The following is a 24,301-nucleotide window of genomic DNA, read 5'->3' on the forward strand; positions in this document are numbered from 1 at the left end:
GCCCTCGAAGTCCCCGAGCACAGTGGCCTGATCGAACGGGTCTTGGCCATCCCGTCCAAGCGCTATGAGCGCGCGCCCATCGCCTACCTCACGCGCGTGGAAAGTGAGGCGCTGCTCGCCGCCCCGGATCTGTCGACGTGGCTCGGACGACGCGACCGCACCCTGCTGTTGGTGGCGCTGCAAACCGGACTGCGCGTGTCCGAGCTGATCGGCCTGCGCTGGCAGGATGTCACGCTCCAAACCAGCGCCCATGTGCGCTGCCTCGGCAAAGGCCGCAAGCAACGCTGTACACCGCTGCGCCCGGAGGCCGCGTCCGCGTTACGGGCTTGGCAGCGCGAGCAGGCTCAGGGATCTTCGGCCATCGTGTTCCCGTCGACTCGAGGAGGAGCACTCAGTCGTGACGCCGTGGCCGATCTGCTGAAGAAGCATCTGGCGCAGGCCCGCCAACAGTGCCCATCATTGGTCGAAAAAGACATCACCCCGCATGGATTGCGCCACTCCGCCGCCATGGCCCTGTTGCATAGCGGCGTCGACTGCGCCGTCATTGCCATGTGGCTCGGTCATGAGTCGATGGACACGACCCAGATCTATCTCCATGCCAGCCTGGAGCTCAAGCAGCAGGCCCTCGATCGAACGACACCACTGAGTGAGGCCCGTGGCCGGTATCGACCGGACGACGACTTGCTCGCCTTCCTGAAGAGCCGCTGATAATGCCGAGTCGAGTGGCCCCGCAGCCCAGTCGCCATACGGTGCTTGCAGGGTGACTCGGCATTATTCGGCACCCGGGATTATGTCGATAATGCCGGGAACGGCATTATCGACATTCCGGCAATACGCACGCGCACACGCCTACCCGGGACTACCGGCCTCGCGCTTTGCGCTTCCCTGGCCGGCAGCGGACGAGGGCCGCCAGCAACCAGCAGCTAGCTTAGGCGAATTCCTAGAATCCTCGTACCAGTCGCCTGCAAGCGAGTCGCCCGCAAGCGGGCTCCTACGAAGACGGCGCCTTGGGAGCCCGCTTGCTGGCGATCCTGGGGCTTAGGCGGGAAAAATGACCGGCGGAGAGCATCCTGCCCTCATCCCGTCACCCGTTTCCTGAGTGTGAAAGGCTGGTAAGAAGATTTCGAGAAGAGGATCCGCGGCGCCCTCGGATGAGCGGTCTCGAGCGCGCCGAGCGTCGAGGGCTCTGGCGTTGCTCCTGTCGTTTACGGCCCGGTCGCTGTTTTTCGGTCGACTGGCCGCACCTCGTCGGTGGACTGATCCAAGAAATGGTGGGAGCGCTCATGAACGTCGCCCGATTCCGTCGTGTCCTCTTCCTCGTTATCCTCTGGGCCGCTAGCCTGGGCGGGTCGCTGGCTGGCGATTTCGAGGACGCGGCCATCATGCACATCGCCTATCCCGAGTGGTTCAAGGAGAGCTTCCTCGAGCTGCCGGAAGACATCGAGGAGGCCATAGCGGCGGGGAAGCGGGGGGTCATGGTGCTGTTCACGACCGAGGGCTGCTCCTATTGCGCCGAATTCATCCGGACCAGCCTGGGTGAGGCGAGTCTGGCCGAGCGCGTCCAGGCCCAGTTCGACGCCATCGGGCTGGAAATCTTCAGTGACGCCGAAATGGTCGCGCCGGATGGCAGTCAGCTGCGGGTGAAGGCATTCGCGGATCGCGCGGGCGCCGGTTTTGCCCCGACCCTGCTGTTCTATGGCGAAGGCGGCGAGCTCCTCTACCGCGGCGTCGGCTATCAGGATCCCGAGCGCTTCGCCAGCGTTCTGGACTATCTCGGCGGACACCAGCAGGAGGGGCAGTCGTTCAGGGACTTCGTCATTGCGCGAAGCGCGGGGCTCCAATCTCCGAGCGAGGGCTATCGGCTCGCGCCAGATCCGCTCTTCTCGCCACCGCCCTACGCCTTGGATCGCAGCCGCATGCCCGCGGATAGGCCACTGCTGGTGATCTTCGAGACCCATGGCTGCGAGCCCTGCGCCGGCATGCACCAGGAGGTGCTGGCGCTGCCTGAGGTTCGCGCGCTCCTGGGGCGCTTCGATGTGGTGCGACTGGACGCCGAGGGTGCGGATACCCCGGTTCTGACGCCGGACGGTCGGCGGACCACTGCTGCGGCGTGGTTTGCGGAGACCGGTCTCACAGGATTGCCGGCGCTCTTGTTTTTCGAGGAGCAGGGCCTGGAGGTCTTGCGAACGGACGCCTTGGTCTTGCGCCAGCGCATGGTGAACGCGCTCATGTATACCTTGGAGCGCGCCTACGACAAGGATTGGACCTATCAGCGATTCGCCCGCTCCAAGGCCTTGGAGCGCATCGAGGGCGAGGAAGCGCAGGAATGAGGCGAGCCCGGCAATCGGGTTGGAATTGGTCGAATGGCCCATAAAACAGGCCGCGGGGAAGACAATACAAGCTCGCCGACAATGACCGACTCATCAGCGCGATCTCTGGCCTCGGTCGTCCGTGGACTGTTAGGGTGGACGAGCCGGAGCCAAGCCCACCGAATTCCGCGGCGGCATTGGCTGGCTGTGCTGCGAGACCTAAAAGAAATTCTGCGTAGGTCGGGCTGAAATGCGAAGCCCAGCATGGCGGCCAGCCTAACGCTTTGATGCTTGGGCAAGGTGCGATCTTCGCGGTGTGCCCGGGATACTTTCGCAGTCTTGGCGCTTGTCCACGCAAAGCGGTCGGGCGAAACGACGGCCGAGGCCGGATTTCGAGAGCCCTTACTGCTAGCCGACGACCTTGGTCATCAGTCGGGCCGGTAGGGTGGGCGAGCGAGAGCGAAGTCCACGGAATGCGGCGCCGGCGTTGGTGGACTGCGCTGCGCTTGTCCGCCCTTCGGAAGACAACTGGCCGAGACGATGATCGGCGCCCAGCCGACAAAGGCATCGACGCTTGCCTTACCGGCGCGCCTGGTCACTCTCAACTTACATGGCTGGACCAGGTCATTGTCCGCCGGTCTCCCGGTGAGCTGACGGCATCCTTCGAGCTTACATTCGAGTCATCGCGGCAGCGGACCTCATCCGCTCAGTCGGCGAGTACTATGAATTCAGATTTCACTGGGGGAAACGCATGTTTGGAAACCGCCTCCTGCACCTGCTGATCGCGTGCAGTCTGAGCGTCTTCGTCGCTACTTCATCCTTGTCTCTGGCCGCTCAAGCCGATTCGGAAGCGACTGCCGCAGCGGCGGCGACCGTCGACCTGTCCGTTCCAGCCGAGGAGCTCGCGCTGCTGCTCAAGCCGATGACGAAGACCGAGCTGCTGGCCGAGGCGGAGGCTTGGCAGGCTGTGCTGCGGACCAAGGCGCAGGAGATCGCCCACGCGGAGATCGCCGTGATGCGCCAGAACAAGGAGATCAAGGCGGCCGAGGTCATTCAGACGCAGGCGGAGGCGGCGCAGGCAGAGCTGAGCGAGGTTCGGGAGAAGGCGCAAGCGGCCAAGGCGTCGGGTGATTCAGCGCAGATTCAAGAGGCCGAGGAAGCGGCGAAAGCGGCGCAGGCCAAGGTCGATCAGCTGGGCGAATCCGTTGACGCTGCCGCGGCGGCTGCCGAGAAGAGTGCCGAGGCGAAGCGGCTGCTGGGCGCGGATGCGGAGGTCAGCCTCGATGCGGTCTCGACGGCCGCCGAGGAGGCGGGTGCCGCGCTGGATCGCGTGAAGAAGGTGGCGGCCGAGGTCGATCCAGAGGACGAGGCTTCGGTCGAGAAGGCGGCGACCGAGGCCAAGCAGGCGACCGTGGAGGCTCAGAGGGCGGCTGCGGAGGCCGAGTCGAGCGCCAGCAAGGCCGTCGCGGCAATCGCCGATGGTGTCGTCGATGGACAGGAAATGGAGGCCGCCGACTCGGCAATGGAGGCCGCGCAAGATGTCCGCAGGGACGAGAAGGCTCGGCTGCTCGAGCGCCTCAATGCGCTGCGTGAGGACCGGACGGTGATCATCGACCACCTCAAGGCGGCGCTCGACGAGCTGGAATCCAAGACCGACAAGGACGACAGCGAGACGCTCGCGAAGATTCAGGACTACAGGCTCTACATCCGCTCTGTGAGTGGTATCCGCGTCGATGTGAAAGACACCACGTCGGCCTGGGTGGCGGTCAAGGGCTGGCTGACCTCGGACGAGGGCGGTCTGCGCTGGGCGATGAATCTTGGCATGTTCGTCGGTATCCTCTTCCTCGCTTGGTTTTTGTCGAAGATGCTCAGCCGGGCCACTCACCGTGCCTTGCGCGTTATCGGCAATGCCTCGCAGCTCCTGGAGGACTTTCTCGTCAGCAGCGTGCGATGGGTGGTGATGGCTGTCGGTCTCATCATGGCCCTGGCCGCGCTCGAGGTGAGCATCGGGCCGCTGCTCGCGATCGTTGGTGCGGCGGGCTTCGTCATTGCCTTTGCCCTGCAGGACTCACTCAGCAATTTCGCCAGCGGGCTCATGATCCTCTTCTTCCGTCCCTTCGATGTCGGGGACATCGTCGACGCCGGTGGGGTGTCCGGCAAGGTCACCGCCCTGAACCTGGTCTCCACCACCATTAAGACGTTCGACAACAAGAACATGCTGGTGCCGAACAACAAGGTGTGGAACGACGTCATCACCAACGCGACCGCGGCGCGCACGCGCCGCGTCGATATGGAGTTCGGGATCGGCTACAGCGACGACATGGATCGCGCCCAGGCCATCCTGGAAGAGCTGGTCGCGGCTCACCCCAAGGTGCTGCGGGATCCGGAGCCCACCATTCGCCTGAGCGCCCTGGGCGACTCCGCGGTGAGTTTCATCTGCCGGCCCTGGGCCAGCACGGCGGATTATTGGGATGTCTACTGGGACATCACCAAGGCCGTGAAGCAGAGATTCGACGCCGAAGGCATCAACATCCCCTTCCCGCAACGGGATGTTCACCTCTACATCCAGGAAGGCGCGAGCGGGGGAGGGGCGCAAGACAAGCTCGGGCGCATCGCTGCGCCAGGGGCTACCGGATCATCCCGGTCGATTCCCGCCGAGGATGACGGAGAGGATCGCGCCGAGGGCTGATCTTGCGGGCAGGGTCTTGGAGCTAGTGAATCCTGTCCGTTCTTCGAGACGCGCTTCCGACGACGGCAGGGCTGTATTCGGACTTCTCAGGCTCGCCTGGTCGGCTGGTGCGTTTAAGGCGGTCGGCCGACCGGCGATGATCGATCCCTGATCGGCTGAGGTGCGGGATCTCTCGGAGCCCACTCCGGTAGCTATTCTTCCCGGCGTCGCCATCGTCTGGGAGGCGCTGCTGGCGCGGGTCCGCCCCCGGAGGATTGACCGCCGGCTGCTCTCACCCCTCGATGTGCCGCTTCGCGGTCCTCCGGTCGAGCCCGGTCACGCGGGCGACCGCCTCATAGGTCCCCAGCTTTTCGTAGAGCCTGCGGCAGTAGCCAGCGAGCAGGCCGGCCGCGTCGAGGCTCCCGGCGTCAGCTCCCGAGAGCCAAGGGTCGGCCTTGGGGTCCTGACTGCCGGGCAGCGCATCCGGGACATAGCGCCCGTTGAGGATGATGCGGCGCAGGGCCTGCTCCAGCTCCCGAACATTGCCTGGCCAGGCGTAGTCCGCGGGAAGCTCGGACAGGGCCTCCATGATGCGCGTCCGCAGGGCATCGGCCGCCTCGCCGACCATGCGGCCGAGGAGGGCGCCGACCAGCTCTTCCAGCTCGTCCGGGGTATCGGCCAAGCGCTCGCGCAGCGTGGGGACGCAGATGATGTTGCCCGAGAGTCGGTAGAAGAAATCGCGCCGGAAATCGCCGCCGCCCAATAGCGCTCCCAGCGAGCGATTCGTCGCCGCCACGATCCGCCCCTCGAAGCGCTGCGGCTGGTGGCTGCCGACCGGCGTGAAGGTCCGCTCCTGGAGTACCCGCAGCAGCTTGGTCTGGACCGGGAGCGAGACGTCGCCGATCTCGTCGAGAAAGAGGGTCCCGTGGGAATCGCAGCGCGCGAAGAGGCCGTCATGGTTGTCGACCGCGCCGGTGAAGGCGCCCTTGCGATGGCCGAAGAGCTCCGACTCGATCAGCCCCTCGGACAGCTCGGAGAGATTGGTCGCGATGAAGGTGTCCTCGATTCCGCGCGCGAAGCCATGTCCCGGCCCCTCAAGCGGGATCGGGCCGGAGCGTCCGATGGCGGCCGCCGCCGAGCCTTTGCCGGTGCCCGTTTCGCCGAGCAGGAGGGTCGAGAAGTCCTGCATGCGTCCCCAGAGTAGTTGGGTGTAGCTGCGCAGATCTGTGGTGAAGACGCTGTTCCAAAGCGCGCGGCGCAGCGCGCGCATCGGCTCGCTACGGCCCACCAGGGCGCGCTCGATGAAGTAGTAGGCGCGGCGCAGCTGGTAGTAGAGGGCGACCCAGCGGCGCGACTCGCGTGGGTCGAAGCCATAGCTTCCGAGCCGATCCAGCAGGCCGGGCATCCAGCTCAGATCCGCGGCGGCGGCTCGTCCGCGCCGTTGATGCTCGATGAGCCCATCCAGCAGCCGGTAGGAGTGCTGGTAGCCGTGAAAGAGATAGACCTGGCGCATCAGTGCCTGATCCTCGCCGTTGAGCTGGTCGAGCCGCTCCAGGCCGCGCTCGCGCAAGGCGTCCAGTCGCGCCTCCAGGGCCGGCATCAGCTTGTCGTAGAGGTCCGCTTGCGAGACGGCGCGGGGCGCGTCCCGACCGAGGAGCCGGCTCAGCCGCTCCTGATCCTGGCCGAATGGATTGGCGTAGACTGTCTCGGTCAGGAGTGAGAAATAGGCGCGCTCGTCCGCGCTCAATCGAGGTCTTGCCGGCATGGCTGGGATCCGGGGCTTGCTGGACTCGGGGCCTCGAGCTTCGGGGTTTTCGCCGGCCTGGGCAAGCCCGGGTGACGCCTGGCCCGCGATCGACCTGTGATCGGAGGTGTGAGGAAGATCGGCAAGCGGACGAATCGCCTAGCTTAGCATGCGATCTTGGGTCAACCATTGTTCGAGCCTATCTCAGGGCGGATGCGAGATGCGTCTTGTGACCCCTTTCGAGACCATTCAGGGGGATTCGTGGATCTTTGGAAGCGTCTTTTCTCGACCTTTGCCGGACTGTTCATCGTCACGGCCTGTGGTGCCGCTCCGCCAGCGTCGCCCGTGCTGGTGGGCCTGGACGCGGAGTTCGGTCACCGCACCAGCACCTCGGCCCAGGCCATCCAACGCGGCATGGAGATCGCCATCGCGGAGATCAACGCGGCCGGCGGGGTGCTCGGCGGGCGGCCGCTGAAGCTGGTGACGCGCGATAACCGCTCGATCACCGCGCGCGGCGTCGACAATCTGCGTGAGCTGGCCAAGCTCCCGGACCTGGTCGCGGTCTTCGGCGGCAAGTTCAGTCCGATCTATGTCGAAAGCCTGCCGGTCGTCCATGAGCTTGGTGTCCCCCTCATGGACCCATGGGGTGCGGCGGACATCATCACGGATCATGACTATCGGCCGAGCTATACCTTTCGGCTGTCTCTGAAGGACTCTTGGGCCGCGCCCGTGATGCTGAGGTTCGCCAAGAAGACCTATGGTGCGGAGCGAATCGGCGTGCTGCTGCCCAATACGGCCTGGGGCCGGAGCAATGAGAGCGCCATTGCGGCGGCGGCCGCCGAGCTTGGCGTCGAGCTGATTGGCGAGCGGTGGTACAACTGGGGGAATCCATCCTTCCTGCGCCATTATCTCGAGCTCTCGCGGCGGGATGCCCAGGCGATTCTGCTCGTGGGCAACGAGCCGGAGGGCGCGCTCCTGGTGAAAGAGATGGCCGGGCTGCCGGAGTCCGATCGGCTGCCCGTGGTGAGCCATTGGGGCGTGACCGGTGGCGCCTTCGCGACGCTCGCGGGGGATGCGCTCCAGGAGATCGAGCTCGCGGTGGTCCAGACCTACAGCTTCGTCGGCCGCTCCGATCCTATTGCGAAGCGTGTCTTGCAGGCCCTGCGGGAGCGTTACGGCGTTGCTGGGCCGGCGTCCGTGCCGAGTCCCGTGGGCGTGGCGCACGCCTATGATCTCACCCATCTTCTGGCACGCGCGGTGAATCTGGCAGGCAGCACAGACCGCGCCGCGATCAGGCATGCCTTGGAGCATCTGGGGCCCTACCAGGGGCTGGTGCGCCACTACGAGCGCCCCTTCACGCCGGAGCGACATGACGCGCTCTCTCAGGAAGACGTCTTCATGGCGTATTACAAGGAGGACGATCAGCTCATTCCCGCGCGCGACTGAGCGGGGTGCCCCCTGTGGACAGTCCCCAGGTGCGCGGTCCGGCGAAGCACTCTCGGCTCAAGCGGCGGGTGCAGCGGGCGGCGTTTCTCGTTGCCATGGTGGTCGCAGGCGCGATCGGAATCGCCGAGCTCACGTTGGCGCTTCACGATATCCCGCGATCCGCGCGAGAGGCCAACGAGACGGCGGCCCGGGTGTTCGGCAGCTATCTGAGCGCGACGCTGGACAACCGCGTGGACGAGATCGTCCAGCTCGCGAACAGCACCCTGGTCTGGACCGCGCTGTCCGACTCACGCGATCGCGACGCCTATCTGGCTCCCTTCCTGGAAGATCGCAATCGGGCGCTCCCGAGCAGCCAGCTCGCGCTTCTGGACTATCGGGGCCGCTTCGTCGCGGGCGATTCCAGGCTGCCCGAGCGTGGAGACGACGCGGTCGCGCTTCTGGTGGAGCAGGTGCTCTCGCGACAGACGCCCGCCACCAAGCTCATCTCGGTCCCGGACGGGCGTTTCTGGGTTGGTGTCCCCATCGAATTCCCCTATGCCGAGGGCGTTATCGGAGTCCTGCTGGGTGCGATCGATCTCGAGGCGATGCTGAGCTCCGAGGTCGCCGAGGAGCTGCGCGAGCGCGGTGTCATCATCCGTGGCGGCGATACGCAATGGCAACTGCGCGGCGAGCCGGATCGTCCTGGTTTCGCGCGGGCGACCTACGCGCTGCATCATCCCGACATCCCCCATCTCTACGACCTCCAGCTTGAAGTCCACTCCACCACGAGTCCCTGGCAGAAACCCTTGCTGATCCGCGGCGCCGTCTTGGTGCTGGCGTCGATCGCCGCGGCGAGTCTGGTTTGGTGGCTGGCCGGCATGGTGGCGGGTCCGGTCAGCCGGAGGCTCGAGCGGCTTGCCGAGGTGATCGTCGAGAATCCGGCATGTGCCCCTGAGGACATTCCGGCAGATATGCGGGGAGATGAGATCGCCGTGCTCGGCGACGCCCTGCGGCGGGCGCTGGTCGCTCACCGCAAGGCGGAGCATGAGCTGGCCCAGCTCGCCTATTTCGACAAGCTGACCGGCTTGATGAACCGGGCGCGCTTCGAGGAGCGGGTCGACGATGCCTTGAAGCGCGCCCGGCGTGCCGACACCGAGATCGCGCTGCTCTTCGTCGATCTGGATCGCTTCAAGGCCGTGAACGATACCCTGGGCCATGAGGCGGGCGACACGCTCTTGAAGCAAGTGGCGCAGCGCATCATCGACCGGGTGCGCACCACGGACGCGGTCTCGCGCCGCAGCGGCGACGAGTTCACCCTGCTGGTCGAGAGCAGCAAGGAGAAGACGGGCGCGGCGCACTTCGCCGAGGATCTGATCGCCCGGCTCTCCGAGCCCTATCGCCTCGACTCCGGCGCCATCGTGAACGTCGGCGCGAGCATCGGCATCGCCTTCTATCCCTCGGACGGGGAGACGGTCGGGGAGCTGCTGCGTTGTGCGGACACGGCGATGTACGCGGCCAAGGAGCGGGGTGCGGGCAGCTATTGCCTCTACTCCCGCGACATGGGCGTGGCGGTGCGTGATCGCCTCGAGCTGGAGGCGCGTTTGACCCAGGCCGTCCATGCGGGCGAGCTGGAGGTCTGCTACCAGCCCCAGGTCCGCCTTTCCGACGGTCGGATGATCGGCGTCGAGGCGCTATGCCGCTGGCATGACGCGGCGCTTGGCGAGGTGCCGCCGAGCGTTTTCATCCCCATTGCCGAGGAGACCGGCTTGATCCGTCCGCTCGGCCTCTGGCTGTTCCGTCAGGCGTGTCGGGAGGTCGCGTGCTGGGACAAGCCGGAGGAGGGGCTTGCGTTGGCCGTCAACATCTCGACCGTGCAGCTCACGGATGACTTCATCGCGCTGCTTCGCGAGCTGCAAGCAAACTGTCGCGCCTCCGGCACCCGGCTCGAGCTGGAGCTGAACGAGGCATCGCTGGTACGCGCACGGCCAGAAGTGGCGGCCGTTCTCGATGCATTGAATGCGCTCGGTGTCGCCGTAGTCATGGATGACTTCGGCTCGCACTACTCCTCCCTGCGCTATCTGAGGCATTTCAAATTCAGCAAGCTCAAGATCGATCTCAGCTCGATTGAGGGCTTGGAGACGAGCGAAGAGGACGCGCTCATGACCTCGACCCTCATCAGCGTGGCACATCAGCTCGGACTCGAGGTCATCGCCGAGGGTGTCGAGACCGAGGAGCAGCGCGACAGGCTCATTGCCGAGGGCTGCGACCTGGCACAAGGCTTTCTGTTCGGCCGGCCGGTTGCTGGGGAGCGGCTGCGCACGGCCGCGGTGCCCGCCTAGCCGGTGGCCTGCCGGGTCGAGGCACTGAGCCCGCGCCTGGTCCGGACGCCAGATCTCTCATGCCCTTTCGGTCAGTCCGTCCCACCTCGCCGACCCGGTCATCCTCTGATTTTGTGCCGCTGTTCTCATCCTAGGCCCCATCTGTCGAGCCTCGACTGGTCGCCGCTCGACCCACTCCCGAACTGTGACCGCAGTCCCATCCGTACCCCTAGCCCTGTCCTAACCTGAAGTCGTGAGGAGCATGAGCAGAGGGGCTGGAGTCCCCGCGGACTTGAGGTGAGAGCCAGGCTGTTCGAGGGCTCGAAGACTCAGGAAAGTGGAAGAGGGTGTCCGTCGCCGAGCAGTGCAGGTCTTAAGGAGCGATCGGCCGGCCGAGCAAGCGCATCCGCCAACCGGAGAAAGACCATGTCGTACATGTATCAGTGGTTTGGGGGCATGACAGGTTGGGCATTCTTGAGCGGATGCATGCTGGGTATGGCATCGCTGGCAACCCGCCAACAGATGCGTCCTGTACGGCTCCCGCCAACGCAAGCGGAGCAGCTGCAGAGAAGAGGGCAGTAGCAGCGCTGTTCCGCCGAAGTGCCGGGGGCGTCTCGGCCGGGTGGGAAGGGAATCCATCACCCACGGCAGGGCACCCATCGATCAGGTGAAGCAGTCGAGATCTGTGGGTGCCCTGAATCAGACAGCAGGCAGTAGAGTTGATGGGCAGTAGAGTTGATGGCCAGTTGAATTAATGGTCAGTTGGGTCGATCGTCAGGTGGGCTGATAGGCAAGCAGGCAGGTGGAGGGAGAGGTCTCGCGGGCATCGGAAGCCCATCCTTTGGCAGCAAGTGGTCGATGAGACCACCGCCGGCTCGGGCTCTAGAGGCGCGGTCGTTGGAAGGCGCCGAGCCGGCGAGAGGATCGAGATTGGCAGCCGCCTCTTGGGTCACTGGGAAGCAGGGCGCAGGGACGCCGCTTCTTGATGGATGTCTTGGTGTAGGAGCTTCGAGCTGGTGGGTCTGTTGCCCTGACGAGTGGCTAGCCTCTATGGCGCCCTCGTCAGGGGCATGTCGACGCAAATCTCGACCCCTGGGCTCCGGTCGACGACCGTCACTCGTCCCCCCATGGCTTGGCTGAGGCGCTGTACCAGCGCAAGGCCGATTCCCGTCCCCGAGATTGCCTGGGCCTTGGCCGCGCTCCCCCGATAGAAGAGATCGAAGATCCGCTTCCGTTGCTCTTTCGGAATCCCAGGTCCGAAATCACGCACGCCGACGCGCAGCTGGCTCGCGCCCAGGAGCTCGCAGCGGATCTCGATACGCCGCGTCTGCGCCTTGGCCGAGAACTTGAGGGCATTGTCGACTAGATTGATGAGGATTTGGGCGAAGGCGTCGGGGTCGACCAGGATCTCGGCATCAAGGTCGCAGCCTGTTTCCAGGACGAAGCCGGCGCGCTCGACCTGAGTCGTGACGCGCTCGCGCACCTTGGCCATCAGTGCGCCGATGCCCATGGGTCTTGGCTCCAGCACCAAGGCATCGCGTCCGATGCGCGCCAGCTGCAGTACGTTGGCAATGAGGCGCGAGAGCCGCTCGCTCTCCTCGTGAATGAATCTGTAGTAGGTCTCTTTGCGTGCCTCGGTTGCGAAGCCGGCGCGCAGCATCTCGGCATACATGCGGATGGAGGTCAGGGGCGTCTTGAGCTCGTGGCTCACCGCCGAGACGAAGTCCTGCTGCTGGCGCACCAGCGCGAGCTGGCCGAGGCCCAGGCGATACATGAGCCAGCCGCCGGCGACCAGCACCAGCGCCAAGGCTCCCGCCATCCAGCCGATGACGGCCGCGCCTGGGGGCGTCGGGAGCTGGCTGACGCTGAAAATCAGCTCCAATCCGCCGAAGGGCTCCTGCATCCGCGTGCGGTAGAGCAGGGCGCCCGTCATCGGCGAGCGACCCTCGTCGAGCGGTGTCGAGCTCAGGTCGTAGCGTCGATTGGGCCGGGCGCGGAAGCTCGCCAGGATCTCGCTCCGATAGGCGACGATGAGATGTGTCGTATGTGCGAGCACGGTCGTCGCGAGCGGCCTGCCGATCAGCGCATCCAGGAAGGGCTTCTGCTCGATGAGGGCGCCCTGGATGAGCCTTGCGCCCTGACGCCAGACGGTTCGGAACAGCAGGAGATGGCCGGAGTCGAGAAGGCCCACCTCGAAGGGCTCGACCGTGCTCTCGAAGAGCTGCACGGGTCTGCGCCTTTCCGCGTCTTTCGCCTGTGTGTCCAGGGGCTTAGCGACCGGCGCCTCGGGTGTGGATCGAATCGCCCGATCCGTGTCGTCCCGGATCGACTTGTCCTCCAGGGCCGCGTTCTGGCTGCGCAGCGCCAGGCCCTCGTCGAGCTGCAGGGCGTCGATTCCTTTCGCGCGCGATGCCATCTCGGACTTGGGCGCGGGAGCGGCCTCTTTGCGCGCGAGGCGCTCGAATGCCGCCTGGGAAAGTCGGCTTGCGTCCTCGGGCTCGGCTTGGGGCGGGGCGACCTCCTCAGTCTCCTGCGGAGCCGGCGCTTCTGCCAGCTCGGTGTCTCCGAGGCCGCCGAGCTCAGGGAGCGACCTGGGTGTACCTGCCGGCTCAGGCGCGAGCGCGGCCGAGCCCGCAAGCCCGGGGCGGCGCTCGCGCGCGTCGCGCTCGACCAGGCGGTTTCCGACCAAGACGCCGCGAATCTGCTGCGCACGCGCCTGCCGCAGCGCAAGCTCCGCGGCGTCGACCCCATAGTCCGCGGGCGAGATCCCAGCTTCTGGCACCAGGGGCGAGCTGAATGCGCCGTCGGCCGCGACTTCGAACCAGCCGATGAGCCCCGGGATCCTGTCTCCGCTCGGCAGCTCCGCGAGCGGAGAGCGCCGCGTGTAGGAGGCTGCCGCATCACCTGACCTGACGAGGAAGGCGTAGTCCTCGATCGGCCTGGCGTCCTCGGTGCGGGCGATGGCGACGAGCGCCTCATTGACGCGATCTGCAAGCTCCTCCGCAATCAGCTGCTGCTGCCGAAAGGACTCCCACTTCATCTGGTCGTAGGCCTTGTGCACCAGCAGCAGGCTGGGCACCGCTAGGGCCAGCACGAAGAGCGCGATCCCGAGCCTCAGCCGATTGCGGGCGCGGCTGTGATCCGAGCCTTTCATCTCGAGCGGCCAGCCTCCGGCGGCCAGCCTCCAGCTCCGCGCGGTGTACCCTTGGGGTGGACGAGCCAGAGCGAAGTCCACCAGGACGCACCAAGACAGCTTCGGTGGTCGCTCGTCCCGCGCAAGCCGCTGCGAAGCGCGGCGATTCTCTTGCAGCTCGGGTATCGGGCCATCCTAGCCATCCCCTCCGCTCGCCGCGGCCATCAGCCGGTATCCGACACCCCGCACCGTAATGAGCACCCGCGGCTCGCCGGGCTCAGGCTCGATCTTGCGCCTCAGCTTGGCGATATGGATGTCCACCGTGCGCGTCTCCATGCCGCAGTCGCGCGCATAGCCCCAGACCTTGTTCAGCAGCTCTTCGCGCGAGACGGGACGCTCCGCATTGGCGGCCAGGTACTTGAGGATGTCCACCTCGCGCTGGGTGAAGGGGATCTCCTGGTCTCCTCGGCTGCCGCTGAGGTTGCGGGCATCCAGCTCCAGATCACCGACCATCAACCGGTCTTGCTCGGCCTCCAATGCCCCACTGCGTCTGAGCACCGCTTGCACGCGCAGCACCAGCTCGGTGACCGAGAAGGGCTTGGAGACATAGTCGTCGGCCCCAAGCCGCAGCCCCTGGATGATGTCGGCGTCCGCGGTGCGCGCCGTCAGCATGATGATCGGCTGGGCGCGATCGACGGCGCGCACGCGGTCGCAAATGGCGAAGCCGTCGATGCCGGGCAGCATGATGTCGAGCAGGATCAGATCGAAGGTGCCGGTGAGCGCCTTGGCGAGCCCGGCCGGGCCGTCCTCGGCGCTTTCGACCTCGAAGCCGTGAAAGACGAAGAGATCTTCAAGACCCACGCGGATGGGCTCTTCGTCCTCGATGATGAGCAAGCGCGATTTGCGGGGCATGGGGGAGAGAGTTGTCAGGTGTCAGGTGTCAGGTGTCAGGTGTGGGCGGGTGTCATGGGGTGGGAGGTTCCGCTGTTGTCTTCGGCTTTCAGGTAAGCATACCTCCAACGGATAGGAGACTTGCGCGATTCTGTGTGGGCCTACCAGCATCACACTGCCCACTGCCTGAAGCCTAGCCGCACAAGCCGAGCGCCTCGGTAAATTCCTTGTAAAACATCCTCCAAGGCTTTTACCAAGCCCTGTCTACGCCACTTCGATGCCGCTCCATAGACTGAAAGCCAGAGTCGATGAAACAGAGCGGAGGTGACGAAGATGGCATTCATGACCCGATTGTCGCGCCTAATGCGGGCGGATCTGCACGCCATGCTGGATCGGTTGGAGGCGCCGGATCTGGTGCTTGCCCAAGCGGTGCGGGAGATGGAGCAAACCCTGGAGCGGGATCGGCGTGCCTTGGCGCGCCAGGAGCGGGAGCGCGCCAGGCTGGGGGACCAGAAGGCGGCGCTGGAGAGCACGCTGAGACAGACGGCGGAGGCGCTGGAGGACTGTCTCGCCGCGGGCCAGGAAGACCTGGCTCGTCCTGTCGTTCGCCGCCGTCTGGAGACCGAGCGCCGTGTCGGGCAGCTCCAGCAGCGCCTGAGGGAGCTTGAGGTCGACTGCGAGGCTCGGCGGCAGCGTCTGGCCGAGCAGGAGTCCAGGCTCGCGGACTTGAGGGCGCGTGCTGCGCTCTACCAGGAGATGGTCGAGCCGGAGGAGGAGGTCTACCGCGAGACCTGGCCAGCGTCCTCCGATGCCGTTCGCGACGCCGATGTCGAGGTGGCCCTGCTGCAGGCCAAGCGCCAGCGGGGGGCGGCATCATGACCAGGCCAGGATTCGGCGAAGGTGTCTTGGTCGCGCTCGGCGCCGCGCTGCTTGCGAGCGTCGCGCAGACAGGGCTGAGCCTGTTGATTCCCAGGGCCGATGTTGCGCAGCTTCTCTGCATGGGCCTGGGTCTGGGCTACGGGCTCTACTTGCTGGCACGCAGCGGGGAGAAGGCGGGGCGTGTCGTCATGGTGGTCGGCTGGATCACGGTCAGTCTCATCGTGGCCGGCTTCTCCAGCGGGGCTGGACTGCAGCTCCTGACGCAGCTCGTCCTGGTTTGGCTGACGCGCGTCCTCTACTACCAGGCGCAGCCTCTATCGGCCGTGCTGGATCTCGGGCTTCTGCTGCTCGGCCTCGCCGCGGCCCTCTGGGCGCTCGAGCGCACCGGGAGTCTCTTCCTGACCGTCTGGATGCTCCTTCTGGTCCAGGCCCTCTTTCCACTCATTCCACGCCGCTGGGAGGGGACTCGCCCGGACGAGCCTTCCGAGGACCCTTTCGCGGCCGCGGAGCGCGCGGCCGAGCGCGCCCTGAGCCGGCTTTCGGCACGCCAATGAGTCTTTCTGAAACACGGAGCAGATCATGAAAACGCCTACCAAGACCACGCTTGCAGCCTTGTCCCTGATCGGGATGACCACGGGCGCCGTGCTCTACTATCCGGCCATCCAGTCGGCCGAGGTGACACGCCCGCCGGCCCCGCCACTCGTCGATCCAGCCCCGATGCCAGGTATCGTCCAGCATCCGGTGATCGAGGCCGTCTTCGTGCTGGATACGACCGGCAGCATGGGCGGCCTCATCCAGGCGGCGAAGGACAAGATCTGGTCGATCGCCTCGACCATGGCCGCCGCCCAGCCGACGCCCGAGATCCGCATGGGCCTGGTGGCCTACCGCGACCGGGGTGACGACTATGTGACCCGCGTGGTCGATCTCTCCAAGGATCTGGATGCCGTTCACAGCGAGCTGATGCAGTTCCAGGCCCGAGGCGGGGGCGATGGCCCCGAGAGCGTCAATCAGGCGCTGCATGATGCGCTGCATCGCATCGGCTGGAGTCAGGATCCCAACGCCTACCGCGTGATCTTCCTCGTCGGCGATGCGCCCGCCCACATGGATTATCAGGATGACGTGCCCTATCCGCAGACGGTGGCCGAGGCCAAGCGGCGCGGGATCCGGGTGAACGCGATTCAATGCGGCACGCTGACCGACACGCGCGCCGAATGGCAGCAGATCGCGCAGCTCGGCTCGGGGAGCTATTTCCAGGTCGAGCAGGGCGGCAGTGCCGTCGCCATCGCCACGCCTTATGACAAGACGCTTGCCACCCTGTCCGCCGAGCTGGACGCGACACGGATCTATTACGGGAAGCGCGAAGAGCGGGCCAAGCGTCGCGAGAAACTGGAGTCCGAGCGCGCGGCCAAGGCCGCCGCATCTCCGGCGGCCCTCGCCAGCCGGGCTGGATTCGTCACCTCAGAGGTCGGCAAGTCGAGTCTGCTCGGCGACAAGGAGCTGGTCGAGGAGGTCGTCAGCGGCCGGGTGGATCTCGCCGAGCTGCCGGCGGAGGAGCTGCCAGAGCCCCTGGCCGACCTGGACGCGGAGGCGCAACAGGCCGTGATCGCCGAGACGGCCCGCAAGCGCCAAGCACTCGAGGGCGAGATCCAGGCGCTGACCAAAGAGCGCTCTCGGTACCTCAATGCCCAAGTGGAGGCAAAGGGCGGGGCCGAGGATTCACTGGATCACAAGATCTTCAGTGCCGTCCGTGAGCAGGCCGCAGACAAGGGGCTGCACTACGACAAGGCGGCACCTGTCTACTGATCCGGGCGCGTTGTAATGACGGCACTCGCCTGGTGCCGTCTCGGCCAACAGCCGCCTCTTCAGCGGCGCGAAGGTGGGCTCGGCGTCTCGCCGCGTCACCATGGGTCGGCCGACGATCGAGGGGCATCGGGGTGGACAAGGAATCTCTCGGAGTCGACTGTACGAGATCGGCCTCGGCAAAAGAGCCCGAGGCATTGCAGTAGGAGTGCCGTACAATCGTAGCATTCAAGGATTCTTACAGAGAGGCGCCCGATGGCAAAACCCAATTACGCGTTCGAGAAGCGGCAGCGAGATCTGGCAAAAAAGGCCAAGAAAGAGGAAAAACGCCAGCGCAAGATCAGCTCGCGGGAGAATCCGGAAGAGAAGGATCGCGCGGAGCCGACCGCGCCAACGCCGGAGGCCGATACGAGGACGTCTTCCTGAGCTCGGCCGCGATCTCGGTCCGGGTACCTGGGCTCGGGCTCGCGCATCAGCTCCAGGTTAGGTGACCGGTCTGTCAACAGGGCGTCGATCATCGTTTCGACCACGGCCTCCTCCTTCTGGCTCCCACGGCGTGGGTGCGAGTCGCGAGGCTCCGGCGTCGCTTCGCGGGCCGCTGGAGCCTCGCGACGCGCGGGACGCGGCCGGGAGTCCAGTGTGAGAAGCTCCGGGTGGGGTAGACGCTGGACCAAGCGCCGATCAAGGCCAACGGGTCCGTCGACCCGTATCCGGACTTTCAGTCCCTAGGCTCGACCCACCAGCTTCAGCTAGTGGCTGTTGAGTTTATAACGACTTAGATCTGGCAAAGTAGAATGAGGTCGAGGCGCGGAGGCGGAGCTCTCCAGCCGTCGCGCGGCGATGGGGTAGACTCTCGCTTGTCGTCTCTCAGCAGGATCATCGAATGACGGAGCCCCTTGTCCAATGTCTACCTGGAGGCCTGAATCCACCATGTCTGGCCCTTCGGTTGCGCCACGATACCTCAGAGGCGCATGCGTCCGTTGAAAGGCTGCCCGTGATGGTGGCGCTGATGTCCGATGGCGCGACGCTCGATGACTATCGGCGCTATCTTCGCATCATGGCAGGGGTCTACTCGCCCTTGGAGGAGCGCCTCTATGGCGCCCTTCCCGGGGATCTGGTCGAGCGCTTGGGGGTGCGTCCGAAGCTGCCGGCTGTGCTGCGCGATCTCGCGGAGCAGGGTGAGGCTTGGACGCCGAAACCCATGCCGGCTCGCAGACATGATCCGCTCGAGCCGCTCACGCCGGGTAACGAGAGCGCGCTGGTAGGCGGGCTCTATGTCCTGGAGGGGGCAACGCTGGGCGGTCGTACCATCGCGCGTCATCTCGCGCGCATCCTTGGCGAGGCCTTTGGCGCGGGCCGTCTTCTCGATTTCCATGGCCGTCGGACCTCCAGGGTCTGGAAGCATTTCTCCCATGAGCTGAACGCGCTGGCGGAATCTGGGCGTCTGGATGCGGACAGTGTCGTGCGCGGCGCGCTAGCGACCTTCGGCTATGTGGATCGCAGCCTCTCCCAGTGGGCGTGAGCCGCTGACGCGCCCATGATGGTTTGATGCCGCTGGCGGGGTGGTCTGTGGATGTCATCACACCGCTTGGCGCCGAAATCCATTACAAGGATCGAGCGGATGCGGATGCCGGCCCAGCTGCCAGCTTGGTGATATCAGGGCGGCTTTTGGCCTCAGGCGCTTGTCGGGGGCGGCGAGGGCGCTCGGACCCATAAGATCGAGCCCGTAATCCTAGAAAGAGCTACCAGCTACCAGCTACCAGCTACCAGCTACCAGCTACCAGCTACCAGCTACCAGCTACCAGCTACCAGCTACCAGCTTAGAGCTTTGTTTTGGAGCTGCTTTCGGGTCTTCTCCGAGTCATCCAAAGGGGTGAGCGGCTGGTCGGCTAGAAGATCCGGCAACCGTATGATCTTCATCCGCTGTCGGCTGGTAGCTGGAAGCTGACTGCTCCAATTAGGGTAATCATTTCCGGAGACGCTTTAGGATCGATCGATGCAATCTCGGGCGGCGGGGTCCAGTCCCTTCATGCGCGATCCCGAGATGCGCTACCAACTCCACTCATCAAAGAGCCTTGTCGGTCCGCTCATCCCGCGAGCTGCCGTCGCTCCGGCTCAACAGCCAGATTGCAGGAAAGAGACAGTGGCCGCAAAGTCAAAAACACTCACGACTGATGACATCCTGGTGCTGCTGTGCGGCTCCGTGAAGAAGGTGCTCACGACCGCGACGCAGACCGACATCAACTACTCGCCCATGGTGCAGAAGATCACCCGCACCTGCCTGCGACCGGATATCGGCTGTTTCGTGCTCTTCGACGGTGGCTTTTCGGGGCTCGTCATCATGAATTTCTGTGCGCAGTCGGCCATGGAGATCTATCGCGCCTACATGATGAGCATGGGAATGCCAGAGTCGGAGCTGGCAACTCAGCATACCTCGGACGAGGTCGGCAACATGCTGGGCGAGCTGATGAATCAGATCGTCGGCGACTTCACGGGTAAGGTGGGTCACGAGCTGATGGTCTCGATCAATCAGAACCAGCCCAAAATGCTCGCCATCAACAAGGAGGTGCTGGTCAGCATCGACACGAATCTGGACCGCGCGCAAGCCCGGCGCGTCTCCTTCACCACGGAGCGGCGCAACGTCTTCTACATGGAGCTGGCGATGGACAAGACCGAGTTCATCAAGCTCCACGATTTCGAGCGAGAAGAGGTCGACCCAGATCGGATCGTCGAGGAGGCGAGCCAGAGAACCGTGGCGACGACCTCGCGCGAGGATGTCGTCGATCAGGACTTGCTCGACGAGCTGGGCATCTGAGCCTCTGTCGCGCGGGCGCGGTCCCGCGCGCTCACCCGGTGGTCAGCCGACGCCGCTGGCCCCAAGGCTTCTCCACAAAGGCTCGAAGGGTGCGGCTCCCGCGGGGCAAGCAGCCTCGATCGCTCGCGCCCGTCTTGCTAGCGTCCGGTCATTGTCTTGGCGCGTGCGATCAGCTCGTCGATCTCCTGCTCGGCGAGCGCCCAGTCTTCAGCCTCGTGCCCAGGCGCGAAGTTGCGCTTCTCGGCGCGGTAGTAAGCCGCTTCCTCGACCATCTTGAGACGCTGTGCGGGGCTGACGCTGGCGAGCCGATGTAGGCTTCCGGAGCGCTCGGAGACCGGCTGGAGGGCGTGCGCCTGCGGTGCCGCTGCCGGAGCGGTTTTCGGCGTCGCCGCCTTCGCCGCGGTCTTCTTGGTCGTCCTTTTCGCCGCCGTCTTCTTGGCGACCTTGGCTGAGGTCTCTGGCGCTGGCGTCGTCTTGGCCGACGATTTGCTGACCGTAGCCTTCTTGGAGGCCGCCTTCTTCGAAGCCGTTTTCTTCGCCGCCGTCTTCTTGGTTACGATCTTGTCGTCAGCCATGTCTATCGCTTGCCTCTTAGCTTGATCAAGGTTTCATTCGTGGTCGTCAGACTCGCGCCCTAATGAAAAAGTGGCCCGCATCGTCCATTGGGGCACAGCTGGGCGATCTTGCAATAGGATACACCCAAACCTAGATTTTTCTGGCGTTCTCGTACAGCTGATCGCGGGACTCGAGTGCTGACCCGAAGGCCAGCATCACTCGGCGCGGAGGGCCCTAGCAGGATCGGCTCGAGTGGATTGCCAAGCAGGATAGACCCCCGCCAGGAAAGCCGCTAGCCAGGCCATCAACACCCCTGAGATCAATGGGGAAGGCTTGACAGTCATCTCCATCGACCAGCCGAACGAGCGCAGGTTGATCACCTGGATCAGCAGCTCGCCCATGAGGAGTCCAAGAGGCAAGGCCAAGATGCCAGCGGCGAGGCCGAGCATGGAGGTCTGCGTCAGGACCAGGATGCCGAGCTGGCCGCGGGTCATCCCGGTCGCCCGCATGATGGCATATTCCCGCCGCCGCTCCAGCTGCAGCGCCATGAGCGCACTGAGGATGCCGACGAAGGCGACGCCGATCGCAAGGAGCCTGAGGACTTGGGTGATGGCGAAGGTCTGATCGAAGATCGCGAGCGAGCGCTCGCGAATCTCTGCGCTGCGCGTGACCAGTATGGGGCGGTCATAGACCTCCACGAGCCGCCGGGCCGCTGCGAAGACGCCTTGTCCATCTGTGCCCGGCTCCAGGACGAGCCCGAGCGATGAGATGGCGTCATCCTGCCAGAGCGTGACATAGTGCTGCCGCGCCAGGACGAGCATGCCATTGTCCGATCCGTAGTCGCGAAAGATTCCACCAATCTCCAGATCGCGCCAGCCGCCGGGGGTGAAGAGACCGACCCGATCGCCAACGGATAGCTGGCGATGATAGGCGAAGGGCTCAGAGGCGAGCATCGCCTCCCCGCGCTCGAAGCGGGGCCAGAGCTCCTCCACCTCGCGACCCTCGAAGGCAAATCCGCGATGGCTCGTGGACGACGATTCGAGCGCGAGCAGACGCACGCTGCCGTCCGCCGTGGTGACGCGGGCGGCTCTGCCTAGGCTGACATCGGCGATCCCAGGAATGCCTCTCAAGGATTCCGCGAGGTTGCTGGGAAGCCCGGCCGCCTTATCCGCGCCGCTGTCGTTGGGCAGCGTCACATAGATGTCGCTGCGCAAGGTGCCGGCGAGCCAGTGGACGAGGCTCGCCCGGAAGCTGTCGATCATGACGCCGACCCCAACCGTGGTGGCCACTGCAATGGTCAGGGCGGCGGCCGCGATCCCGGTTCTCAGGATTGCCGCGTCGATGCCGCGTCCCGCCAATAGACCAGGGAGTCCAAGGGTGCGGCCGGCCCAGGGTGTCAACGACCTGGCGAGGCCCTTGAGCAGCGCGGGGACGCAGAAACTGTAGCCGAGGATCAGGACCATCAGCGCCGCAAAGCCCAGCGTGAGGGATCGGCTCGGGATGAGTGTGGCGAGCCAGCCGATGGCGGTCAGGATGAGTCCGACCATTGCCAGGCCCAGCACCCAGCGATTTGCGCGACGCTCCAGGCCGGTCTCTTGCAGCACCTCTCTGGGCTGTGAGCGCGCGGCCTCGAAGGCGGGCCCCAGTGCGCCGATCAGGGTCACGAGCGCGCCGATGCAGACTCCCTTGAGCAAGGCGGCAGGGCCCAGGTCGAGACTGCTCACCGCGAGGGCGAAGTAGAGATCATTGATCGTCCGGGTCACCAATTGGACCAGTCCCCAGCCGGTCAGAATGCCCAGGGCGACGCCGAGAAGGGCGCCGATCGCCGCGAAGGTCATGGCCTCCCCGACGACGAGGCTGAAGAGCTGCCCGCGCGTGCAGCCGAGCGTGCGCAGCGATCCGAGCAGGCGTCGGCGGCGCAGGACGGCGAAGGTCATGGTGTTGTAGATGATGAACCCCCCGACCAGCATGGCGAGCAGGCCCATGGCCGTGAGGTTGATGCGGAAGGCGCGGGTCATCTGCCTGAAGGTCTCGCCGCGCTGACCGGCATCGACCAGACGCAGGCCAGGCGGGAGGCGCGCGCGCGCCGCCTCGACCTCGTCGGCCTCCAGGACCAGGTCGACATGGTCGATCAGACCGAGCCGCCCGGTCAGCTCTTGCGCGGTCGAGATGTCGGCGATGGCAAGGCCGCTCGAGCTGGATCCGGCGGCCGAATCCATGACGGCGACGACGCGGGCGGTCTCTTGCCGGCCCGCGAGCTCGACCGCGATGCGGTCGCCGGGCGCGACGCCCAAATGCCGGGCGTCCTCGCTGTCGAGCAGCAGGGCCCCTGGCGTCGAGAGCAGCTTGGCCAGGCCGTTGCCCTGGAGCTTGGAGACGTCCTGCTGACTACGCAGTTGCGTATAGGTGAGCAAGTCCAGGCCGATCAGCGTCAGTGTGCTACTGCCGAGCTTGATGGTTGCTTCGATGATGGGTGAGGCGGCGGTGGCTCGCAGATCCTGCCTCAGGCGCACGAAGAGGCTGTCTGGAATGCGTCCGCTGGCGGCCTCGATGCGGTGTGTCGCGCGACCGGCGACCTGCTGTACGGACAGGTCGAAGGCGCGCGTCGCGCTACTGTTGGCGACGTCCACCGCGATGACGACGGCGACGCCCAGTGCGATCCCTAGGATCGAGAGTCCCGATTGCCAGGGATGTCGCGCGAGGTCGCGGAGACTGGCGCGCCGCAGCAGTCCGATCACCAGGAGAAATCCCCTGGGGATTCGGCGATCTGACCGTGGTCGAGCGTCAGGACGCGGTCGGCGATGCTTGAGACGGCGAGGCTGTGGGTGACCAGGACGAGCGTCTGATTGCGCTCATGGAAGAGCTCGGAGAGCAGGGCGAGGATCTGCTCGCCCGTTTCCGCGTCGAGATTTCCCGTCGGCTCGTCGGCGAGGACCAGGCTCGGCTGATGGATGAGCGCACGCCCGATCGCGACCCGTTGCTGCTCGCCTCCCGAGAGCTGGTCTGGATAGGCGCGCGACCTGGAGCCTAGGCCGAGCCGCTCAAGGAGCGTGCCGACGCGGCGGGCGATGTCTCGGCCTCCGACGCCGTTGAGCTCCAGGGGCAGGGCGAGATTCTCCGAGACCTTGAGGGTTGGAATGAGGTTGAAGAACTGGTAGACGAAGCCGATCTCGCGCCGTCTGAGAAGCGTCAGCGCCGGCTCGCCCAGCTCGGCCAGATGGTGCCCGAGGAGCTCCACCGTGCCGCGGTCGGGCCGATCGATCCCCGCGAGCATGTTCAGCAGGGTCGACTTTCCCGAGCCGCTGCGTCCCAGGAGGGCGACGCACTCGCCCGGCACGACCTCGAGGCTGACAGCGTCGAGCACGGGGTGAAGCTCACGGCCTTCGCGATAGGCCTTGTGGAGTCGCGACGCGCGCAGGATGGGCGCAGGTCTGTCTTCTGCGACGGCTGTCGCGAGGCTCGGGCGATCTGGCGCGCTCACGTCAGCCAACGCATCAGATAGTAGACTTGCTGCCCCTCGGAGGATGGCGAAGGACCATAGACCAGGGCTGGATGGAGGCGTTGCTCCGGATTTGCGCCGGCACGTGCCGCCGCTTCGTCCTCGACCAGGGTGACACAGCCGGCGGGGAAGCGGGTACGCGACCGCTTCGGGCTGCGGATCAGCGCGAAGCGCTCGGTGAGTGACCTGGAGTCTGGATCTATGATGACGTTTGGCATGATCTCCCGACGGCTCGCTCGCACCTCTCTTGCAAATGGTGGGCTTC

The 24,301-nt window shown here is 65.5% G+C and carries 18 protein-coding genes; 11 read left to right on the top strand and 7 right to left on the bottom strand.

The window, feature by feature from the left end:
• The 3 genes from G3446_RS01995 to G3446_RS02005 form a co-directional block, all read left to right on the top strand.
• Positions 1-708: tyrosine-type recombinase/integrase (locus tag G3446_RS01995; RefSeq protein ID WP_164450727.1), on the top strand; the 708-nt coding region annotated here is incomplete at its 5' end.
• A 575-nt stretch (positions 709-1,283) separates the two neighbouring features.
• On the top strand, positions 1,284-2,330 hold the full coding sequence (locus G3446_RS02000; protein WP_164450728.1) for a thioredoxin family protein: 1,047 nt from the start codon (positions 1,284-1,286) through the stop codon (positions 2,328-2,330).
• A 730-nt stretch (positions 2,331-3,060) separates the two neighbouring features.
• Positions 3,061-4,998: a mechanosensitive ion channel domain-containing protein gene (locus tag G3446_RS02005; RefSeq protein WP_209262221.1), complete on the top strand. Its 1,938-nt coding sequence runs from the start codon at positions 3,061-3,063 to the stop codon at positions 4,996-4,998.
• Between the two features lie 271 nt (positions 4,999-5,269).
• Here G3446_RS02005 and G3446_RS02010 read toward each other — a convergent pair whose 3' ends face one another.
• Positions 5,270-6,742, bottom strand: a complete 1,473-nt coding sequence (locus G3446_RS02010) for a sigma-54-dependent transcriptional regulator (protein WP_164450729.1) — start codon at positions 6,740-6,742, stop codon at positions 5,270-5,272.
• Positions 6,743-6,982: 240 nt separating this feature from the next.
• Between G3446_RS02010 and G3446_RS02015 the strand changes: the two genes are divergently transcribed.
• Positions 6,983-8,167, top strand: coding sequence for an ABC transporter substrate-binding protein (locus G3446_RS02015; RefSeq protein WP_209262222.1), 1,185 nt, complete (start codon positions 6,983-6,985; stop codon positions 8,165-8,167).
• 14 nt (positions 8,168-8,181) lie between these two features.
• The gene (locus G3446_RS28910; protein ID WP_164450730.1) at positions 8,182-10,485 is read left to right on the top strand and encodes an EAL domain-containing protein; all 2,304 of its coding nucleotides are present in this window, start codon (positions 8,182-8,184) and stop codon (positions 10,483-10,485) included.
• Between the two features lie 1,027 nt (positions 10,486-11,512).
• Here the strand turns inward: G3446_RS28910 and G3446_RS02025 are convergent.
• Together G3446_RS02025 and G3446_RS02030 are read right to left on the bottom strand one after the other, a co-directional pair.
• On the bottom strand, positions 11,513-13,618 hold the full coding sequence (locus tag G3446_RS02025; RefSeq protein ID WP_164450731.1) for a sensor histidine kinase: 2,106 nt from the start codon (positions 13,616-13,618) through the stop codon (positions 11,513-11,515).
• A 174-nt stretch (positions 13,619-13,792) separates the two neighbouring features.
• The gene (locus tag G3446_RS02030; RefSeq protein ID WP_164450732.1) at positions 13,793-14,509 is read right to left on the bottom strand and encodes a response regulator transcription factor; all 717 of its coding nucleotides are present in this window, start codon (positions 14,507-14,509) and stop codon (positions 13,793-13,795) included.
• A gap of 312 nt (positions 14,510-14,821) precedes the next feature.
• Here G3446_RS02030 and G3446_RS02035 point away from each other — a divergent pair, with 312 nt between their 5' ends.
• The 6 genes from G3446_RS02035 (at position 14,822) to G3446_RS02055 (ending at position 19,982) form a co-directional block, all read left to right on the top strand.
• On the top strand, positions 14,822-15,367 hold the full coding sequence (locus G3446_RS02035) for a PspA/IM30 family protein (RefSeq protein WP_164450733.1): 546 nt from the start codon (positions 14,822-14,824) through the stop codon (positions 15,365-15,367).
• The gene (locus G3446_RS02040) at positions 15,364-15,921 is read left to right on the top strand and encodes a hypothetical protein (RefSeq protein ID WP_164450734.1); all 558 of its coding nucleotides are present in this window, start codon (positions 15,364-15,366) and stop codon (positions 15,919-15,921) included. The genes G3446_RS02035 and G3446_RS02040 overlap by 4 nt, the downstream gene beginning before the upstream one ends.
• A 25-nt stretch (positions 15,922-15,946) precedes the next feature.
• Positions 15,947-17,170 carry a vWA domain-containing protein gene (locus G3446_RS02045; RefSeq protein ID WP_164450735.1) on the top strand — a complete coding sequence of 408 codons (1,224 nt, stop codon included), beginning with the start codon at positions 15,947-15,949 and terminating at the stop codon, positions 17,168-17,170.
• Between the two features lie 252 nt (positions 17,171-17,422).
• Positions 17,423-17,593 (top strand): hypothetical protein, encoded by a 171-nt coding sequence (locus G3446_RS27425; RefSeq protein ID WP_167757058.1) that lies wholly within the window; start codon positions 17,423-17,425, stop codon positions 17,591-17,593.
• Positions 17,594-18,050: 457 nt separating this feature from the next.
• On the top strand, positions 18,051-18,689 hold the full coding sequence (locus G3446_RS02050; RefSeq protein WP_164450736.1) for a biliverdin-producing heme oxygenase: 639 nt from the start codon (positions 18,051-18,053) through the stop codon (positions 18,687-18,689).
• A 621-nt stretch (positions 18,690-19,310) separates the two neighbouring features.
• Positions 19,311-19,982 carry a DUF3334 family protein gene (locus tag G3446_RS02055; protein WP_342450006.1) on the top strand — a complete coding sequence of 224 codons (672 nt, stop codon included), beginning with the start codon at positions 19,311-19,313 and terminating at the stop codon, positions 19,980-19,982.
• 137 nt (positions 19,983-20,119) lie between these two features.
• Here G3446_RS02055 and G3446_RS02060 read toward each other — a convergent pair whose 3' ends face one another.
• From G3446_RS02060 to G3446_RS02075, 4 genes are all read right to left on the bottom strand, one after another.
• A complete protein-coding gene (locus tag G3446_RS02060) occupies positions 20,120-20,557 on the bottom strand; it encodes a DUF2934 domain-containing protein (protein ID WP_164450737.1) in 438 nt (145 codons plus the stop codon).
• Between the two features lie 195 nt (positions 20,558-20,752).
• Positions 20,753-23,275: an FtsX-like permease family protein gene (locus tag G3446_RS02065; RefSeq protein ID WP_342450007.1), complete on the bottom strand. Its 2,523-nt coding sequence runs from the start codon at positions 23,273-23,275 to the stop codon at positions 20,753-20,755.
• Positions 23,272-24,018, bottom strand: a complete 747-nt coding sequence (locus tag G3446_RS02070) for an ABC transporter ATP-binding protein (protein WP_342450008.1) — start codon at positions 24,016-24,018, stop codon at positions 23,272-23,274. Before G3446_RS02070 ends, G3446_RS02065 begins: the two co-directional genes overlap by 4 nt.
• Positions 24,015-24,254, bottom strand: coding sequence for a hypothetical protein (locus tag G3446_RS02075; RefSeq protein ID WP_164450738.1), 240 nt, complete (start codon positions 24,252-24,254; stop codon positions 24,015-24,017). The genes G3446_RS02070 and G3446_RS02075 overlap by 4 nt, the downstream gene beginning before the upstream one ends.
• Positions 24,255-24,301 lie beyond the last annotated feature (47 nt).

It is taken from the genome of Thiorhodococcus minor (assembly GCF_010820565.1).
Lineage (GTDB): Bacteria > Pseudomonadota > Gammaproteobacteria > Chromatiales > Chromatiaceae > Thiorhodococcus > Thiorhodococcus minor.

What these genes read in the sequence shown, in the direction of transcription:
- G3446_RS02060 (WP_164450737.1), bottom strand. Translation starts at nt 20,557, where the DNA reads ATGGCTGACGACAAGATCGTAACCAAGAAGACGGCGGCGAAGAAAACG.
- G3446_RS02005 (WP_209262221.1), top strand. Translation starts at nt 3,061, where the DNA reads ATGTTTGGAAACCGCCTCCTGCACCTGCTGATCGCGTGCAGTCTGAGC.
- G3446_RS02000 (WP_164450728.1), top strand. Translation starts at nt 1,284, where the DNA reads ATGAACGTCGCCCGATTCCGTCGTGTCCTCTTCCTCGTTATCCTCTGG.
- G3446_RS02075 (WP_164450738.1), bottom strand. Translation starts at nt 24,254, where the DNA reads ATGCCAAACGTCATCATAGATCCAGACTCCAGGTCACTCACCGAGCGC.
- G3446_RS02025 (WP_164450731.1), bottom strand. Translation starts at nt 13,618, where the DNA reads ATGAAAGGCTCGGATCACAGCCGCGCCCGCAATCGGCTGAGGCTCGGG.
- G3446_RS02040 (WP_164450734.1), top strand. Translation starts at nt 15,364, where the DNA reads ATGACCAGGCCAGGATTCGGCGAAGGTGTCTTGGTCGCGCTCGGCGCC.
- G3446_RS02010 (WP_164450729.1), bottom strand. Translation starts at nt 6,742, where the DNA reads ATGCCGGCAAGACCTCGATTGAGCGCGGACGAGCGCGCCTATTTCTCA.
- G3446_RS02050 (WP_164450736.1), top strand. Translation starts at nt 18,051, where the DNA reads ATGACGGAGCCCCTTGTCCAATGTCTACCTGGAGGCCTGAATCCACCA.
- G3446_RS02035 (WP_164450733.1), top strand. Translation starts at nt 14,822, where the DNA reads ATGGCATTCATGACCCGATTGTCGCGCCTAATGCGGGCGGATCTGCAC.
- G3446_RS02030 (WP_164450732.1), bottom strand. Translation starts at nt 14,509, where the DNA reads ATGCCCCGCAAATCGCGCTTGCTCATCATCGAGGACGAAGAGCCCATC.
- G3446_RS27425 (WP_167757058.1), top strand. Translation starts at nt 17,423, where the DNA reads ATGGCAAAACCCAATTACGCGTTCGAGAAGCGGCAGCGAGATCTGGCA.
- G3446_RS02045 (WP_164450735.1), top strand. Translation starts at nt 15,947, where the DNA reads ATGAAAACGCCTACCAAGACCACGCTTGCAGCCTTGTCCCTGATCGGG.